Origin of the sequence: Borrelia miyamotoi (assembly GCF_019668505.1) — a bacterium.
GTDB lineage: Bacteria > Spirochaetota > Spirochaetia > Borreliales > Borreliaceae > Borrelia > Borrelia miyamotoi.
Map to the genome: position 1 here is coordinate 448230 of NZ_AP024371.1, position 16887 is coordinate 465116.

General features: G+C 29.0%; 15 protein-coding genes. 12 read left to right on the forward strand and 3 right to left on the reverse strand.

Going from position 1 to position 16887, the window contains the following annotated elements; all coding sequences use genetic code 11:
- The first annotated feature begins 141 nt into the window (after positions 1-141).
- Complete coding sequence (locus K5Q05_RS02095; protein ID WP_025443732.1) at positions 142-894, forward strand: ParA family protein; 753 nt, start codon at positions 142-144, stop codon at positions 892-894.
- Positions 895-896: 2 nt separating this feature from the next.
- A complete protein-coding gene (locus tag K5Q05_RS02100; RefSeq protein ID WP_025443731.1) occupies positions 897-1604 on the forward strand; it encodes a hypothetical protein in 708 nt (235 codons plus the stop codon).
- On the opposite strand, the gene K5Q05_RS02105 is transcribed toward K5Q05_RS02100, so the two are convergent.
- The 3 genes from K5Q05_RS02105 to gyrB form a co-directional block, all read right to left on the reverse strand.
- Entirely contained in the window at positions 1597-2379 is a 783-nt protein-coding gene (locus K5Q05_RS02105) for a ParB/RepB/Spo0J family partition protein (protein ID WP_025443730.1), read from the reverse strand. The two genes, K5Q05_RS02100 and K5Q05_RS02105, sit on opposite strands and share 8 nt — an antisense overlap.
- A 133-nt stretch (positions 2380-2512) precedes the next feature.
- Positions 2513-4945: a DNA topoisomerase (ATP-hydrolyzing) subunit A gene (gene gyrA / locus K5Q05_RS02110; RefSeq protein WP_025443729.1), complete on the reverse strand. Its 2433-nt coding sequence runs from the start codon at positions 4943-4945 to the stop codon at positions 2513-2515.
- 11 nt (positions 4946-4956) lie between these two features.
- Positions 4957-6861 carry a DNA topoisomerase (ATP-hydrolyzing) subunit B gene (gene gyrB, locus K5Q05_RS02115; protein WP_025443728.1) on the reverse strand — a complete coding sequence of 635 codons (1905 nt, stop codon included), beginning with the start codon at positions 6859-6861 and terminating at the stop codon, positions 4957-4959.
- A gap of 252 nt (positions 6862-7113) precedes the next feature.
- Between gyrB and dnaA the strand changes: the two genes are divergently transcribed.
- The 10 genes from dnaA to fbaA all read left to right on the forward strand — a co-directional run bounded on the left by dnaA (position 7114) and on the right by fbaA (position 16712).
- A complete protein-coding gene (gene dnaA / locus K5Q05_RS02120; RefSeq protein ID WP_025443727.1) occupies positions 7114-8568 on the forward strand; it encodes a chromosomal replication initiator protein DnaA in 1455 nt (484 codons plus the stop codon).
- A gap of 242 nt (positions 8569-8810) precedes the next feature.
- Entirely contained in the window at positions 8811-9974 is a 1164-nt protein-coding gene (gene dnaN, locus K5Q05_RS02125) for a DNA polymerase III subunit beta (RefSeq protein WP_025443726.1), read from the forward strand.
- A gap of 20 nt (positions 9975-9994) precedes the next feature.
- Positions 9995-11062, forward strand: a complete 1068-nt coding sequence (gene recF / locus K5Q05_RS02130; RefSeq protein WP_025443725.1) for a DNA replication/repair protein RecF — start codon at positions 9995-9997, stop codon at positions 11060-11062.
- Positions 11043-11342: a DciA family protein gene (locus tag K5Q05_RS02135; RefSeq protein ID WP_020954813.1), complete on the forward strand. Its 300-nt coding sequence runs from the start codon at positions 11043-11045 to the stop codon at positions 11340-11342. The genes recF and K5Q05_RS02135 overlap by 20 nt, the downstream gene beginning before the upstream one ends.
- Positions 11343-11432: 90 nt before the next feature.
- Positions 11433-11588 carry a 50S ribosomal protein L34 gene (rpmH, locus tag K5Q05_RS02140; protein ID WP_020954814.1) on the forward strand — a complete coding sequence of 52 codons (156 nt, stop codon included), beginning with the start codon at positions 11433-11435 and terminating at the stop codon, positions 11586-11588.
- Positions 11569-11913: a ribonuclease P protein component gene (gene rnpA, locus K5Q05_RS02145; RefSeq protein ID WP_025443724.1), complete on the forward strand. Its 345-nt coding sequence runs from the start codon at positions 11569-11571 to the stop codon at positions 11911-11913. The genes rpmH and rnpA overlap by 20 nt, the downstream gene beginning before the upstream one ends.
- Positions 11910-13547, forward strand: a complete 1638-nt coding sequence (gene yidC / locus K5Q05_RS02150; RefSeq protein ID WP_025443723.1) for a membrane protein insertase YidC — start codon at positions 11910-11912, stop codon at positions 13545-13547. The genes rnpA and yidC overlap by 4 nt, the downstream gene beginning before the upstream one ends.
- Complete coding sequence (gene jag / locus K5Q05_RS02155; RefSeq protein WP_025443722.1) at positions 13544-14269, forward strand: RNA-binding cell elongation regulator Jag/EloR; 726 nt, start codon at positions 13544-13546, stop codon at positions 14267-14269. Before yidC ends, jag begins: the two co-directional genes overlap by 4 nt.
- 163 nt (positions 14270-14432) lie before the next feature.
- Positions 14433-15491 carry an NAD-dependent epimerase/dehydratase family protein gene (locus tag K5Q05_RS02160; RefSeq protein WP_025443721.1) on the forward strand — a complete coding sequence of 353 codons (1059 nt, stop codon included), beginning with the start codon at positions 14433-14435 and terminating at the stop codon, positions 15489-15491.
- Positions 15492-15632: 141 nt separating this feature from the next.
- On the forward strand, positions 15633-16712 hold the full coding sequence (gene fbaA / locus K5Q05_RS02165) for a class II fructose-bisphosphate aldolase (RefSeq protein ID WP_025443720.1): 1080 nt from the start codon (positions 15633-15635) through the stop codon (positions 16710-16712).
- The last annotated feature ends 175 nt before the right edge of the window (positions 16713-16887 follow it).

Below are 16887 nucleotides of genomic sequence, written 5' to 3' on the forward strand. Positions count from 1 at the left end.
AAATGCATATAGACATTTAGATAAGTTAAATGTCTATATGCATTTTACCACTTTTGGGAATAATTTTACATATATTATTACCATTTTCATTATTTATGTTTTACAATAGAATATTATTAATATGCAGAAGAGAAAACTTTTATGAAAATAATATCTATTATTAACCAAAAAGGCGGTGTTGGAAAAACAACTAGTGCTATAAATATTGCTTATTCAACCACATTGCTTAATAAAAAGACTCTTCTAATAGACATTGATTCACAAGGGAATACCAGTAGCGGAGTTAACATCCCAAAAAAAGAAGACACAAATTCAAGTTATGAACTTATTTATAAAAAACAAAAAATTAAACCTATTAAAAATTTCAATCTAGATATAATTCCTTCAAATCTTAAGTTAGCATTACTTGAGAAGGAATTAATACATGAAATTGCAAGAGAAAACTTTCTAAAAAATGCTTTAGAACAATATAAACAAGATGACTACGATTTCATTATACTTGACTGTCCCCCCACCCTTTCAATACTCACAATAAATGCACTTGTTGCAAGCAAATATCTTCTAATACCAATAGAAACAGAATTTTTCGCATTTGAGGGTATCAGTCAACTATTAGATACAATAACCACCGTTAAACAAATAAATCAAAATTTAGAGATCGCTGGTGTGTTCATAAACAAGTATGATATCAGAAATAAAAGCAAAGAAAAATATATTGATTATTTAAAAAAAGTATTCAAAGAAAAATTTTTAAATACTAAAATAAGAAAAAATATAAGCATTTCCAAATCTCAAGAAGAAAACATACCAGTACACATTTATAATAAAGAAAGTAATGCAGCAAAAGATTTTTTAGAGCTTACAAAAGAAATAATGGAGAAAATTAAAAAATAAAAATGTCAGACAGTCTAGACACTCTAATGGCTTTAATGGGCCAAAAGTTAAAAAAAAATGAAAAAGACAAACATATTTTAGCAAAGCAAGCATTAATTATCATTCAAAATAAAAGTTTTAAATATGAAAAATTAGATAAAGAAATAGCTGATTTCTTAAAAATGAAGCAATATGAAATTTTTAACATTTTTAACAACACATACACAGAAATTGGAAAAATACTAAAAGAAGCAAAAGAAAAACTAAGTGGCACTAATCAACACGACGGACTCTTTTATAAATGGTTCACTAGTATGGGATTTAAAAAGGATAAAGTTTACTCATTAATATCAAGATATAAGTTGCTTGTCGAAAATTCCGATAAGCAACTTATAATAGAAAATTTACCTCTGTCTCTCTCTTATGAAATTTCCAAAAAATCCTGTCCTACTCATTTAAAAATGAAAGTCCTTAATGGAAAAATAAAATCTTTAAAAGAATTTAAATTACTTCTTTATAAAAAAGATGAAAACTATGAAAAAAATTCTGAAATTAAATTTAATAAAACACAATTTACAAGAGAAGACATTATAAAAATAATAGAACTACTTCTACAAGAACTAAAAAATATTAAAAATATTAAACTAGACAAGATAGAAAATAAAAAAGAACTTTTTACTAATTTAAAAGAAATGCAACAAAAAATAAATCAGATGAAAAAAATCACTTAATACTTTCAAAGACAGAAATAATTCTTTTCAAATCAGAAGATGTAAAATAACTTATTTCTATCTTCCCTTTTTCTTTACTACCCTTAATACTTATTTTAGTTTGCATTCTACTTATTAAAAATTCTTTAACACTATTTAAAAAAGGATCTCTTAATATTTTAGATGTATCATTAACGGGCTTATAAAAATTTTTAACATAATTCTCTGCATCTCTAACAGACAACTTCTTTTTAATGATTAAAAGATACAGAGCATATCTATCTTGATTATCCTTCAAATATAACAAAACTTTAGCATGACCTAATGATATTTCTCTTTTATGTAAAGAATTTAATATCTCTTGCTCGAGTTCCAAAATTCGAACTAAATTAGCAATATGAGACCTGTTTTTCCCTATTCTTTCAGATAAAGCTTTTTGAGTCAAAGAATGCTTATCCATAAGATTTTTATAAGCATATGCCTCTTCAACAGGAGTTAAATTTTCTCTTTGAATATTTTCAATTAAAGACATAAAATCTTTATTTTTTCTAGTTGGCTCTATTTCTATAATAGGAACTTGTCTCATATCAGCAAGCTTAGCAGCTCTAAATCTTCGCTCACCTATTATTATGTTATATCTACCATCATTATGAAAAACAACAATAGGTTGTAATATTCCATTCTCTTTTATAGAGATACTCAATTCTTCAAGTTCAGCAAGATTAATAGACTTTCTAGGTTGTAACTTATCTATATCTAAAAGATTAATATCTACCATCTTAAAAGTCTCTTTCATTCTATTAAAGCCCTCCCTGTAATAATACAAAATTTTATAAAGTTGTTCTATGCCAACTTCTATTAAAGAAACAACACAAAAAAAAGAATGTTCCACGTGGAACATTCCAACAATATAATTAAACATTAACTTATTATTTGATAAATTTTGAAACAGAAACTAACTTATCCTCATCAAGAGATATCACCTGCATTCCTCTAGCATCTTTACCTTGTTCAGATATTTTATCAACCAATGTTCTTAAAACTTTTGAGGTTTCACTTATAAGTAAAACCTCATCATCATGTGAAACTGTAATAGCATCAACAACTTCACCTGCTTTCTCATCAGATTTCTTATAGCTAGTATAGCCAGTAGCTCCTCTTTTAAGTCCCGTCACTTTAGATATTTCTAATCTCTTACCATATCCATTTTCAGAAACAATCAAAAGATGAGATCCTTGTCCTACTACTAATGCCTTAATAAACACATCACCCTCTCTTACTTTCATACCAGACACACCTTGAGTGCCTCTATGTGTAAGCCTAATATCATTTGAATTAAACGCAAAAGCATTACCTTTTTTAGAAATACAAATAACTTTCTCGTCTTTAGAAACAATTTCAGCACTTGTAACAAAATCCTTATTATCAAGTTTAATGACAATAACACCCCTTGATTTAACCGTCTTAAAGCTTTCCGTTTCAATACGAGCTATTTTCCCTTTTGCAGTTGTTATTAATAAATAATTATTCACAGATAATTCATTGCTATTTTTAATAGCCAATATTCTTTCCATCTCTCCCAAATTAATAAGCTCACGAACATTTTGTCCCTTGGAAGTCCTAGAAGCATCCTTAATACTATAAGCATTAATTACATAAAGCTTCCCTTCATTTGAAATCATCAATAAAAAATCATGAGTATTTACACATAAAGCAATATTAACTTGGTCACCATCTTGCAACTCAAAAGAACCAAGACCCTTACCACCTATACCTTGAAGTTTATACTCATCCTGCAAAATTCTTTTAATAAAACCTTTTTTTGTAAGAATAACAATAACATTTTCTCTCTGCATTAAATCTGACATACTGGTTTTTAAAACCTCCTCATCATAAATTATTTTTGTTCGGCGCTCATCGCCAAATTTTAAACTTAAATTAATAATCTCTTCTCTTACGATATCTACAATTCTGACTGGACTAACAAGAATATCCTCATAATCTTTTATTAAAGCTAAGACAGTTGTAAAATCTTCTTCAAGTTTCTTTACCTCAAGAGAGGTTAACTTTTGTAACTTCATATCCAGAATAGAATTAGCTTGAACTTCTGACAAACTAAACTCCTTAATAATACGTTCCTTAGCATCTTTTACAAGCCTAGAAAATTTTAGTATTTCTATTATTCTATCAATATTTTTTAAGGCAATATTTAATCCTTCAAGAATATGTGCCTTTTCTCTTGCCTTCTTTAAGTCAAACTCTACCCGCCTCCTAACAATTTTCTTTCTATGCTTAATAAATTCAGATAAAAGCTCTTTCAAATTTAATTGCTTTGGAATTCCATTAACAAGAGCCAAGTTATTTATACTAAAATTTTTCCTCAATTCAGAATATTCGTAAAGCAAGTTCATAACAACATTAGGATCAAATCCTTTTTTAATTTCAAGAACAATTCTAATACCATCACGATCCGACTCATCCCTTATATCAGATATACCTTCCAGTTTTTCTTCTTTCATTAATAATGCTATTTTCATAAGCAAAGATGATTTGTTAACAGCATACGGTATCTGTGTAATTATAATAGAAAGATTATCCTCAGGTTTTTCCTCAATATGGTACCGAGCTCGAATAACAACACTGCCCTTTCCTGTCGTATAAGCCTTAATTAGGCTATCATTATAAACAATTTCAGCATAAGTAGGAAAATCTGGTCCTTTAACTATTTCAATTAAATCATAAATGGAAACATTATCATGATCCAACATATAAATTATGGCATCACAAATTTCCTTCAAATTGTGTGGAGCCATACTTGTTGCCATTCCAACAGCAATTCCACTAGAACCGTTTACCAATAGAAACGGAAAAGCAGCTGGCAAAACTTCAGGCTCAAACAAAGAATCATCATAATTAGGTCTAAAATCAACAGTTTGCTTATCTATATCTCTCACAAGCTCTTCAGCTATTCTGGCCATGCGAGCTTCAGTATATCTCATAGCAGCAGGAGGGTCACCATCAATAGAACCAAAATTTCCCTGTCCACTTACTACAGGATACCTTAAAGAAAAGTCTTGAGCAAGCCTTACAAGTGCTTCATAAATAGATTGATCACCATGAGGATGATATTTCCCAAGCACATCTCCAACAATTCTTCCAGCCTTCTTGAACGATTTTTCAGATTTAAGTCCCATTTCATGCATTGAATAAAGGATTCTTCTGTGGACAGGTTTAAGACCATCTCTAACATCAGGAAGAGCTCTTGAAACAATAACAGACATTGCATAATTTAAGTAAGAAGTTCTCACCTCATCTTCTATTTTTATATTTAATATTTGTTCTTTATTTTCTTCAATTGCCATTAATGCTCCAATCACACATCTAGATTTACTACATCAAGCGCGTTTTGCTCAATAAATTCTCTTCTAGGCTCAACTTCATCCCCCATAAGAGTAACAAAAATTTTCTCAGCCTGCACAGCATCATCTATGCCTATTAATTTCATCTTTCTAGTAGCAGGATTCATAGTAGTTTCCCAAAGTTGTGTAGGATTCATTTCTCCAAGACCCTTATACCTTTGAAGGCTAACTTTATCTCTCTTAAGAGTCTCAATTGACCCCAAAAAAGATTCCTTTTCCAAATCATTATAGAAGTAATGAACCTTACTGTCATATTTAACTTTATAGAGAGGTGGCATAGCTATGTATACATGCCCATTTTCAATTAACTCTCTCATATAACGAAAGAAAAAAGTAAGAAGTAATGTCCGAATATGAGATCCATCAACATCAGCATCAGCCATAATAATAATCTTATGATAACGAAGTTTTTCAATATAAAAAGTCTTTCCAACACCAGCCCCAAGAGACGCAATTATTGGAATAAGCTTATCATTTGTGATAACCTTATCTTCTCTTGTCTTCTCAACATTAAGCATCTTGCCCCATAATGGCAAAATAGCTTGAAAAAATCTATTTCTGCCCATCTTTGCGCTTCCCCCTGCAGAATCACCTTCAACAATATAAATTTCTCTCTCAACTGGATTCTTAGATGCACAATCTGCTAATTTTCCAGGCAATGCCAAGCTTTCAAAAGCACTTTTTTTCCTCTCAGACTCTCTAGCTTTCCTTGCCGCTTCACGAGCACGAGCAGCCTTTATTGCCTTATTAAGAATTACATCTATTTCTAAAAGATTATCACCAATAATTTTCAAAAGCCCATCACGTACAATATTTTCAACAATTTTTTTTACATAAGAATTTCCCAATTTTCCTTTAGTTTGACCTTCAAATTGAGGTTCTGGAACCTTAATAGAAATTACCGCTGTTAAACCCTCTTTAAAATCATCTAATGTAAGACTTGGAACATCTTTCTTGCTTATCTTTGACTCCCTAAAAGCTTCACTCATCGCCTTTAAAAGACCCTGCCTAAAACCAGAAACATGGGTTCCGCCCTCTCTAGTATTAATACTATTTGCAAAAGACAAAATATTTTCAGAATATCCCTCAGTCCACTTAAGACCAACATTAACAATAACATCATCACAAGAACCTTCAATAAAATAAGGTTCACTTTGAATATTTTTGTTATTACTTGTTATATAATCTACAAAAGCTTTTATTCCACCTTCAAAATAAAATTCTAAAAATCTCTCTTTCCCTAATCTTCTATCTTCTAGTAAGATTCGTATCTTATCATTTAAAAATGCAAGTTCTCTAAGTCTCTTTGATAAAGTTTCAAAATCATATTCCAAGGTTTCAAAAATCTCAGCATCAGCTGAAAAAGTAACTTTAGTCCCCCTATAAGAACTTGCCCCAATAACTTCAACCTCAGATGTTGGAATACCTCTTGAAAAAGTCTGCCTAAAGACCTTGCCATCTCTACTAACAATCACTTCTAAAAAAGATGATAATGCATTAACAACTGAAATTCCAACCCCATGAAGTCCACCAGAAACTTTATAAGTATTTTTATTAAATTTTCCTCCAGAATGGAGCTTAGTTAAAACAAGTTCAAGTGCACTAATCCCTTCTTCTTCATGAATATCTGTAGGAATCCCTCTACCGTTATCATTTACTGTTATGGAATTATCCTCATTTATAACAACATCTATTTTATCACAAAATCCCGCTAAAGCCTCGTCAATGCTATTGTCAACAACTTCATAAATCAAGTGATGCAACCCATTAATTGAAACAGATCCAATATACATACCGGGCCTTTTTCTAACAGCCTCAAGCCCCTTTAACACCTGAATATTACTAGCAAAATAACTCATAAACCTTCCACACAATTAATAATAATAACATAGACATAGATATAAATAAATTTTATATTAAAATTAACATAATATCTATTAGATAATACAAATTATAAGACATATTCAACTTGAATTGAAAACAAAAAAATTGCAAAATCAATAAATAATTAAAATAATATTCTAGTTCATTATTATACTATATACTTATACCTACATTAATCAAATCAAAAAGATATAATGATAAATAGCCAAGGTCAATAAGGATAAAGTATGCAAGAGGGAAAAAACATATGGAGCTTAATTTTAGCAGCAATAAGAAAAGAGCTTTCTGAAGAAGAATTTTATATATGGTTTGAAAATTTATATTTCATAGATGCAACTGACAACAGTATAAAAATATCTGCTCCAAATTCTTTTCATAAAAATCAAGTAGAAAAGAGGTTTGCCAAAAGAATAAAAGAAATTCTCATAGAAAAAAACCATAATACAATTAATGTTGAATTTATAAATCCAGAAAATGAATTAAAAATTCATGATATAACATCTAAAAACAATGCATTAAAAAATGTTTCTATACAACAAGATTCAACAAAAAAAAGATTGGTATTTAAAACTCACACCAAAAATGTAGAAGAAAATACAAAAAAATATACCATAAAAGAAGAAATTCACACAAAATATAGAAATCCCTTTCTTAAAAAGAAATATACATTTGAAAATTTCATTACAGGCCCAAATAATAAGCTTGCATACAATGCAAGCTTATCAATTGCAAAAAATCCTGGTAAAAAATATAATCCATGCTTAATTTATGGCGGAGTTGGTCTTGGAAAAACACATTTACTTCAAAGTATAGGAAATAAAACAGAAGAATTACATAAAGAATTTAAAATACTTTACGTAACTGCTGAAAATTTTTTAAATGAATTTGTAGAAAGCATAAAAACAAATGAAACAAAAAGATTTAAAAAGAAATACCGATATTTAGATATGCTACTACTAGACGATATTCATGATTTACAAAAAAAAGAAGGAATACAAGAAGAACTTTTTCATACCTTCAATGCTCTTTATGAAGATAATAAGCAAATGGTATTTACATGCGACAGACAACCCTCAGAACTCACAAATTTCACAGATAGACTAAAAAGCAGATTTACAAGAGGATTAAATGTCGACATATCAAAACCAAACTTTGAACTAAGAATAGCAATCATAGAAAAAAAAGTAGAAGAAGATGGAATCAAAGTTCCAAAGAACATTCTCAATTTAGTTGCAAAAAAAGTTACAACAAATATAAGAGATCTTGAAGCCGCTGTAACAAAATTAAAAGCCTATATAGATCTAGAAGATATTGAAATTGACACTAACATAGTAGAAAAAATAATTAAAGAGATAATAGCTTATGAGCAAGAAAACACAAATACACATAATAAAATAAACATCGAAAACATAAAGAAAGTCATATTAAGAGAACTAAAACTCACAAATAAGGACATTGAAGGCAACAGTAAAAAACCTGAAATCACAAAAGCAAGACACATTTATGCTTATCTTTTAAGGAATTTTACAGAGCTTTCAACAATTGAAATAGGCAAAATCATTGGAGGGAAAACCCACTCAACGGTAATTTATTCAATAAACAAGATAGATAGAGAAAGAAACAATGACTTAGAAATTAACAATTTAATCATAGAACTTATGAACAAAATCAACAAAAATTAACAAAATTTATAAAATTTAAAACATTTTTGAACAAATTAAACAAATAATTCATCAAAAAATACAAATAATTAAACAGATCTTATTCATTATAATATAATAAGATAAATAAAATTAGACAATTAGACAGCTCTCTACTAATACCACTATTAAAATATAATAAGACAAACACATAGACAATAAGAAAAAACTTACGCTTATGAAAGCCCAAAATTGGTGATATAATAATCAAGGAGGGTAAGACATTGAACGAAAAATTTATACTGTGCGATACAGAACAGATTTCAAATGAGATTGATAAAGCAAAAAGCATAATTCTAAACAGGAACATAAATGATATTTGGAGTGCAATATTGTTTGAAATAAAAAATTCTAGCCTCACAATAAAAGCAACAGATAGAAATATCCTTTTTCAAAGTACAATTCCAATTGTTTCAGCTGAAAATTTCAAGGTACTAATCAATGCTTCCAACTTTTCCGATGCAGTTAAAGCACTAAATTTGTACGATGAACTAAAGATAAATTTTAATGAAGATGAGAGCAAATTAAGTATCATTGGAGAATCAGAAAATAAAAATGATATCTTAGTAAATGATCATTTAAGCGAGCCTACTTTTTCTAATGAAGAGATTGAAAGTTATAATTACGACATAAATGGAGAAATTTACAAGTTTACAGTTGAGTTAAGTCAGAGAGAATTTAAAAAGATCATCAGTAAAGTATCATTTTCAGCATCACATGATGAGTCTAAAAACATTCTAAATGGGATTTACTTTACAAAAGATAAAAATTCTGCATTAATTCTTATTTCTACCAATGGTCATAGAATGTCTATATATAGAACGGATTTAGTATTTGAAGAGGATATTAACTTTATTGTGCCTGTTAAAATGTTTAATTTTTTAAGGCAAATGATGGTAGGAGAAGGTATGATAAAGATCAAGGTTTCTGATAAAAAGTTTTACGTTGAATTCAATAATTATAAAATAGCTTGCAGTCTGATAAGTGGTAATTATCCTGATTATGAAAGTATTATACCAAAGAAACAAAAAAACAGATCATTAGTAGAGATTAATGTTTTAAAAGATAGGCTTTCAAGGGTGAGTTCTTATACGGATAAAAGGTCTAAAAAAGTTATTTTGAGTTTTGCTAGTGCTCAATTAAAACTTATGGCAGAAGATCCAATTACGGGAAGAAAAGGGGAATTTTTTGTAAAAGAGCCCAATTATAGTTATGATGGAGATGATGAAATCATAGCTATAAATAGTTCTTATTTTACTGAAGCAATGGGTGTGTTTGATACTTCAAATCTAGAAATAAAATTTAATGGAGAAGGAGGGATATTAAAGTTAAGTGAACCAGAAAACTCTGATTTTATGCATTTAATAATGCCTATGGTACTAAACTAAAATTTTTTTTATTGATGACAATGATAAAGAAAATTGAGCTTTTTAATTTTAAAAACATAGAAAATCAGGTCATTAATTTTGATTTTAATAATGTTTATTTTTGTGGAAAAAATGGCTCAGGCAAGACTAATATCCTTGATGCCATTTATTGTCTTGCTTTTGCCTCTTCATTTTTAGTTGGTACTGATAGGGAACTTGTTACATATGGCAAGACTGAATTTTATTTAAAATGTTTCTATCAAACTAAAGGCAAAGATGGTAGGATTAGTTTATCATTCAGGAATGGGAGAAAAGAAGTAAAGGTTAATAATAGACTTATAAAGGATAGAAAAGAGTTAATATTAAACATTCCAACAATTGTTTTTTCAAATTATGACACTGATTTCATCATCGGAGCGCCTGTTAAGAAGAGATGGTTTTTTGATCAAGCAATAAGTTTTATTTCTTTAAGTTATTTAGATTCTCTTAGGAAATATCGGAAAATTTTGAAGCAAAGAAATCTGATTTTAAGACAAGGTAATAGGAATTTGCTTAAAGTTTATAATGAAATTTTTGTTGATTGTGCTCTTGAAATAACAAAAATGAGAAAAAATTTTATAAAGCATTTTTATGTGTTTTTTAAATACTATTATTCTTTTATTTTCGATTTTTCTTATAATTTAGAGATTAAATACTTACCTTCTGTGAAATGCGATGAAAGAGATGATTTTTTGCGAACTTTAATTTTAAAAGAAAAAGATGAACTTTTTAGAAAAAGTACTTTAATAGGTCCTCACAGAGATTTATATGAGATATTAGATGGTGATAGAGTGTTTACTCATCATTCTTCAACTGGGCAAAACAGGACGCTTTCTTTAATTTATAGACTTGTTCAAGTTGTTATTTTTAATAAGCGATTTGGTGTAGCTCCTATTTTACTTTTTGATGATGTATTTTTAGAATTGGATAGTATAAAAAGAAGAAAAGTTTTTGATATTTTGCCAAAGGATTCTCAATGTTTTTTTACATTTTTGGATGACTGTTATAATATTAAACGAGACAGTAATTTTGTGGTATATAGGGTTAATAATGGAAGATTTGAGCTTTAAAAAAGCTACTGATGTGCTTAAAGAATATTTAAATTCGAATATATGTGCTAATGAAAAACTAAATGCTAGTTTTGTACTTTCTCAAAATTGGCAAGTTGTATTTAAGGAGCTTGCAGATAGAGTAAAATTATTGAATTTAAAGGATAATAAGATATTATTTATTTCTGTTAAGAATTCAAGTGTTTTATACAACATTTCTATTAATAAATCAAAAATAATAAAATTAATAAATGATTCTACAGGCCTTGAGATAGTAGATATAAGGGTTTTAATAAGATGATTTTATTGACAATTGTAATTTTATAATATAACATTGTAGTGTTTATCTTGTATTTTATAAATAAAGAATGTTTTTAATTGGAGGGCTTTTTTGAAGAGGACTTATCAGCCTAGTCGGGTTAAGAGAAACAGAAAGTTTGGATTTAGGGCTAGGATGAAAACTAAAGGCGGAAGACTTATTCTTGCAAGACGAAGGGCAAAGGGAAGGACAAAATTAACTGTTTCTGATGAAAAAAAGAAGTATTAATATAAAATCAAAGGTAGAAATTCAAGAGCTTTTTAAAAAAGGTGGCTTTATTAGGCTAGAGGGAATTAATGTATTTTATGAGTTTACAAGCTTGGCAATCTCTAGGATACTTGTTACCTTTCCTAAGATTTTTAAAGGTGCTGTTAAGAGGAATCGCGTTCGGAGAGTCTTTAGAGAATGTTTTAGGAGACGCTTTGATTTACTTAAGGGTAAATGTGTTGACTTTATTTTCGTGGTTTATCCTCAAAAGGCAGATGTTAGTTATTGTGAAGTTGAGACGATGCTAAGGAATATAGATTTGGATGTCATTAAGAGGAAGGTGTGAGTCATAGTAAAAGAATTTTAAGATTTATTTATTTTTCTTTGTTTTTTATTGGCATGTTTATGCTTATTGATGATATATTTTTCTCTAAAAAATCCCCTTCTGTAGTGGATAAGGAAATTGGTTTTAACTTAGATAGAGATTTTGATATTGATAATTCTTTAGTTGATGAGGATTATGCTTTAAGCTTAGGTGCTAATTCTAAGAAGATTAGTATTCAAACTAGAATATATGATGCTACTTTTTCTACGTTTGGTGGAAATTTAATTTCTTTGAAGCTTAAAAATCATTTAAATTTAGAGAAGGAACCAACTGAAATGGTTAAAGTTGGTATGAATAGGGAAGGTCTTTTCTATATTAGTTTTGATAAATTAAGTAAAAGTTTATTTTTGTATGACAGATTAGATGACTATACCCATGTTTTTAAGACAAATTTTGAGCATAATGGCAAGTATTATGAGTATATCAAGAGATATACATTTTCAAAAAAAGATGAATATCTAGTTAAGTTTGAAATCTTTTTAAACAATGTTGATGCTGATAATAATATTGATATTGATTCTTATCAGTTTGTATTAAGCTCTGATGTTGAAGAATTGAGTCAGAGAGGTCGGCTTCAGTATAGTAATTATTTATCTCAAAGCATTTATTATGATAATAAACTTAGATATGGTAAAGATGGTTTAAATGTTGTTAATCCTAGGTGGGTTGGTGCGGGTACTAAATATTTTGAAGTTTTAGTTGCAAAAGATGGGATGAATGTTGAATTTAAACAGAAAGATAGTATTTTAAATACTTTTATTTTGAATAAAATAGGTAATAAAAATATTAGAGATGCCTTTTATATTTATGTAGGACCTAGAGATAGTAACTATTTAGATATTTTTGATAAAGATAACCTTAATAGTTTTGGTTTGTCTAATGTTGAATTTGGAATGTCTGTGGAAAAGGGATTGTTATATTTTATTCAGGTTCCCATGCAATTGATAATGCAAATTTTTTATGATGTTATTCCTAATTGGGGACTTTCAATAATATTTTTAACAATTGTTGTAAGGATACTTATATTCCCTTTAACTTTTAAGGGTTTTAGAGCTACAGCAGAGCTTTCTAAATTACAGCCAAAAATGAAAGATATACAAATGAAATTTAAAGATGATCCTAGAAGATTAAATGAAGAGATGGGTAAGCTTTACAGGGAAGAAGGTGTTAATCCTTTTGGAGGATGTTTTCCTATTCTTTTACAATTACCTGTATTTTTTGCTCTTTATGGGCTTGTAAATAATTTCTTTTTACTAAGGGGGGCTAGTTTTATTCCAGGTTGGATTGATGATTTGTCAGCTGGTGATAGTGTATATTATTTTGGGTATAAAGTTTTTTTGTGGACTGATATTAGAATTTTGCCTTTTGTTATGATGGTTACTCAGTTATTTTCTACGATGATTAGTTCTAATGTTGATTTTAAGAATCTTGGCTCACAGCAAAAGCTTTTATATTTTGGTATGCCTATTATGTTTTTTTTCGTACTTTATGATATGCCATCAGGGCTTTTGATCTATTGGATTACAACAAATATTTTTACTATTTTGCAACAATATTACATAAAGATGAATGTATCTGAAAGGAGGAACAAATGAGTTATGAGTTTTATGGGAAAACAGAACAAGAAGCAATTAAAAAGGCCATGAGAGATCTTGATTTAAGAGAAGGTGAATTTGATGTAGAGATTTTGAATAAGGAAAAGGTTGGTTTTTTATTTAAAAAAGAGATGATCAAGATAAAAGTATCTCCTCATGTTAAAGAGGATGCAAAAAAGTCCGCCGGGATTCAGCTTAATGAAGATGTTTATGATAAAGTTTTAACCTTTATTAATGAAATGATAAATAAGATGGGTTATTTTGTTGATTTAAAGATTGCATCTAACGAAGGTGAGTATATTAAAATTTCTATTGAAACAGATAGTCCAAATATCTTAATTGGAAGAGAAGGAAGAAATTTAGATGCTTTACAGCTTTTGGCGAATGTTTATTTATCTAGGCTTATTGGAGACAGTAGTAATTTTAATAGGATAATATTAGATATTGAAGACTATAGAGAAAGATTTAAATCAAGGTTTATTAATTTGGCAATAAACTCTTTGCATAAGGTTAAAAGAAGTAGACGTTCTATTCTTTTGCCAACAATGAATCCTTTTGAGAGAAGAATTATTCATACTACTTTAAATCGTTATAATGATATTAAAACAGAAAGTGAGGGAGATGGAAATTTAAAGCGAGTTCGGATTTCTTATGTTAGGGGTAGTAAATATAATAGTAATTTTCGTAGTTACCGTAAGATGGATGCTAATGTTAGGAAGTAAGTGTTTGCTTACAATGTTTGTAAAGAGATTATTATACTTATGTTTTGTTTAAAGCTATAACAATTAGTATTTAATTAATTGATGATTTGTGGTAAAAGGGTGGGGGGGAGAATTAAGATAATAGTTATATTTTTATTTAGTAATTTTTGGTAGTGGTGGTTCTATGAAGGTATTTTTAACAGGTATTGCAGGCTTTATTGGGTTTTATGTTGCCAAGAAGCTTGCTGATAATGGGCATGAAGTTTTAGGTGTTGATATCTTAAATGATTATTATGATCCTAGTCTGAAGTATGAGAGATTAAAAATTTTAGGATTTGATTATGAGCATATAGATAGCGGTAAAGTTGTTCAAAGTAATAGGTATGATAATTTAAGTTTTGTTTATCTTGATATTTTAGATAAAAAGAGAGTCTTGTCTCTTTTTTCTTGTTATAAATTTACGCATGTTTGTCATTTGTTAGCTCAGGCCGGTATTAGAGATAGTATTAAAAATCCCGATAGTTATATTTCAGTTAATATTGTTGGTTTTTTTAATGTTTTGGATGCGTGTAGGATATATAAAGATAATATTAAGCATTTTGTTTATGCTTCAACGTCTGCAGTGTATGGATTAAATGAAAAAATGCCTTCAAGCGAGGATAATATGACAGATCATCCTTTAAATTTGTATGCGGCTAGCAAAAAGTCTAATGAGGTAATAGCTCATGCTTATAGTGCATCTTTTAATATTCCAACGACAGGGCTAAGGTTTTTTACGGTTTATGGACCTTATGGGCGACCTGATATGGCATTATATTTATTTGCAGCTGGAATTATAAATAAAACTCCTATTAATGTTTTTAATAATGGAAATATGGCTAGGGATTTTACGTATATTGATGATGTTGTAGATGGTCTTTATAATATACTTAGGAATCCAGCTGAAAGTGATAGTAATTTTGATGTACATAATCCCAATTCTTCAAGCTCACGTGCTCCGTATAGAATATATAATATAGGTACGGGACATTCTATTAAAATTAAAGATTTTATTAATGAACTTGAAGTAAATCTTGGAAATAAAGCTTATAAAAAATTTTTACCTATGCAAAAATCAGAGGTTGTAGAGAGTTGCTGTGATATTTCAAAACTTAAAAATGATTTTGATTATGAAGCTTTAACGTCTATTAAGGATGGAATAAAAAAATTTGCAGATTGGTATAAGTCTAGAATAGTTAGGTAATATATTTTGGTATATTTATTAGCATGGAATTGTAATATTGAGTATTTTTTGAGATTTTGTTTTTTTAAAGTAAGGTTAATTTTAGATTTTAAAGTCTATAATATAGAATATATGTCGACTGCGAGAAAGGAGGTTATATAGGTGGGTGTTTTAAATAAAATCAAGCCTGGTGTGGTTTATGGAGAAGAGCTACATACTTTATATGAGATATGTAAGAGTGAAGGGTTTGCTATTCCTGCAATTAATTGTGTAGGTACAAATTCAATTAATGCTGTCTTAGAAGCGGCAAAGGAAGTTAATTCTCCTATTATGATACAGTTTTCAAATAGTGGTTCTGCTTTTATTTGTGGTAAGGGATTGAAGGTTGAAAAACCTCAAGGGACTTCTATACTTGGAGCTGTTTCTGGTGCTTTGCATGTTCATTTGCTGGCAGAATATTATGGAGTACCTGTTGTTCTTCATACAGATCACTGTGCAAAAAAATTAATTCCTTGGATCGAAGGGCTTTTAGAATATGGGGAGAAATATTATAGAGAGCATAAAAGGCCTTTGTTTTCCTCACATATGTTAGACTTATCTGAAGAGACGATTAAAGAGAATGTTGAAATATCAAAAAAATTCTTAGAGCGAATGACCAAGATTGAAATGTTTTTAGAGATTGAACTTGGAATTACTGGTGGTGAGGAAGATGGTGTTGATAATTCAGATAGAGCACATCATGAGTTATTTTCAACTCCTGAAGAAATTTACTATGGATATTCTGAACTTATGAAGGTTAGTCCTAATTTCCAGGTTGCTGCGGCTTTTGGTAATGTTCATGGGGTTTATAAGCCTGGGAATGTACAACTTACTCCTAAAGTATTAAGAGATGGTCAAAATTATGTTATCTCAAAGACTAATTCACGTAATCCAAAGCCTGTTTCATATGTGTTCCATGGGGGTTCTGGATCTACAATAGAAGAGATTAATGAAGCACTTTCTTATGGTGTTGTTAAGATGAATATTGATACGGATACTCAGTGGGCTGCTTGGGATGGTATATTAAATTATTATAAGAAGAATGAAAATAGATTGCAAGGACAGCTTGGTGATGGGATTGATTCTGATGCTCCAAATAAAAAGTTTTATGATCCAAGAGTGTGGCTTAGAGAATCTGAGGTTAGCATTAAGGAACGTGTAAAACTTGCTTGCAAGAATCTCAATAATATTAATAGAAATTGAAATAAATGTATCTATTTAAGAATTTTGATTTTGTCGCCTTTTTATGGGCGGCTTTTATTTATGTATATTTATTATGAATAAATGGATTTATTTTTATATTTAACTTATTTAATGTATTATCTATTTTCATCATAATTTTGCTTTTATTTTTTTATTTTAGTATTGTGATTTTTAT

Bases quoted from the DNA above. Each gene is read 5' to 3' on its own strand.
- rnpA (WP_025443724.1), top strand. From the start codon at position 11,569: ATGAAAAAAAGAAGTATTAATATAAAATCAAAGGTAGAAATTCAAGAG.
- gyrB (WP_025443728.1), bottom strand. From the start codon at position 6,861: ATGAGTTATTTTGCTAGTAATATTCAGGTGTTAAAGGGGCTTGAGGCT.
- gyrA (WP_025443729.1), bottom strand. From the start codon at position 4,945: ATGGCAATTGAAGAAAATAAAGAACAAATATTAAATATAAAAATAGAA.
- K5Q05_RS02135 (WP_020954813.1), top strand. From the start codon at position 11,043: ATGGAAGATTTGAGCTTTAAAAAAGCTACTGATGTGCTTAAAGAATAT.
- K5Q05_RS02100 (WP_025443731.1), top strand. From the start codon at position 897: ATGTCAGACAGTCTAGACACTCTAATGGCTTTAATGGGCCAAAAGTTA.
- K5Q05_RS02095 (WP_025443732.1), top strand. From the start codon at position 142: ATGAAAATAATATCTATTATTAACCAAAAAGGCGGTGTTGGAAAAACA.
- K5Q05_RS02160 (WP_025443721.1), top strand. From the start codon at position 14,433: ATGAAGGTATTTTTAACAGGTATTGCAGGCTTTATTGGGTTTTATGTT.
- jag (WP_025443722.1), top strand. From the start codon at position 13,544: ATGAGTTATGAGTTTTATGGGAAAACAGAACAAGAAGCAATTAAAAAG.
- K5Q05_RS02105 (WP_025443730.1), bottom strand. From the start codon at position 2,379: ATGAAAGAGACTTTTAAGATGGTAGATATTAATCTTTTAGATATAGAT.
- recF (WP_025443725.1), top strand. From the start codon at position 9,995: ATGATAAAGAAAATTGAGCTTTTTAATTTTAAAAACATAGAAAATCAG.
- dnaA (WP_025443727.1), top strand. From the start codon at position 7,114: ATGCAAGAGGGAAAAAACATATGGAGCTTAATTTTAGCAGCAATAAGA.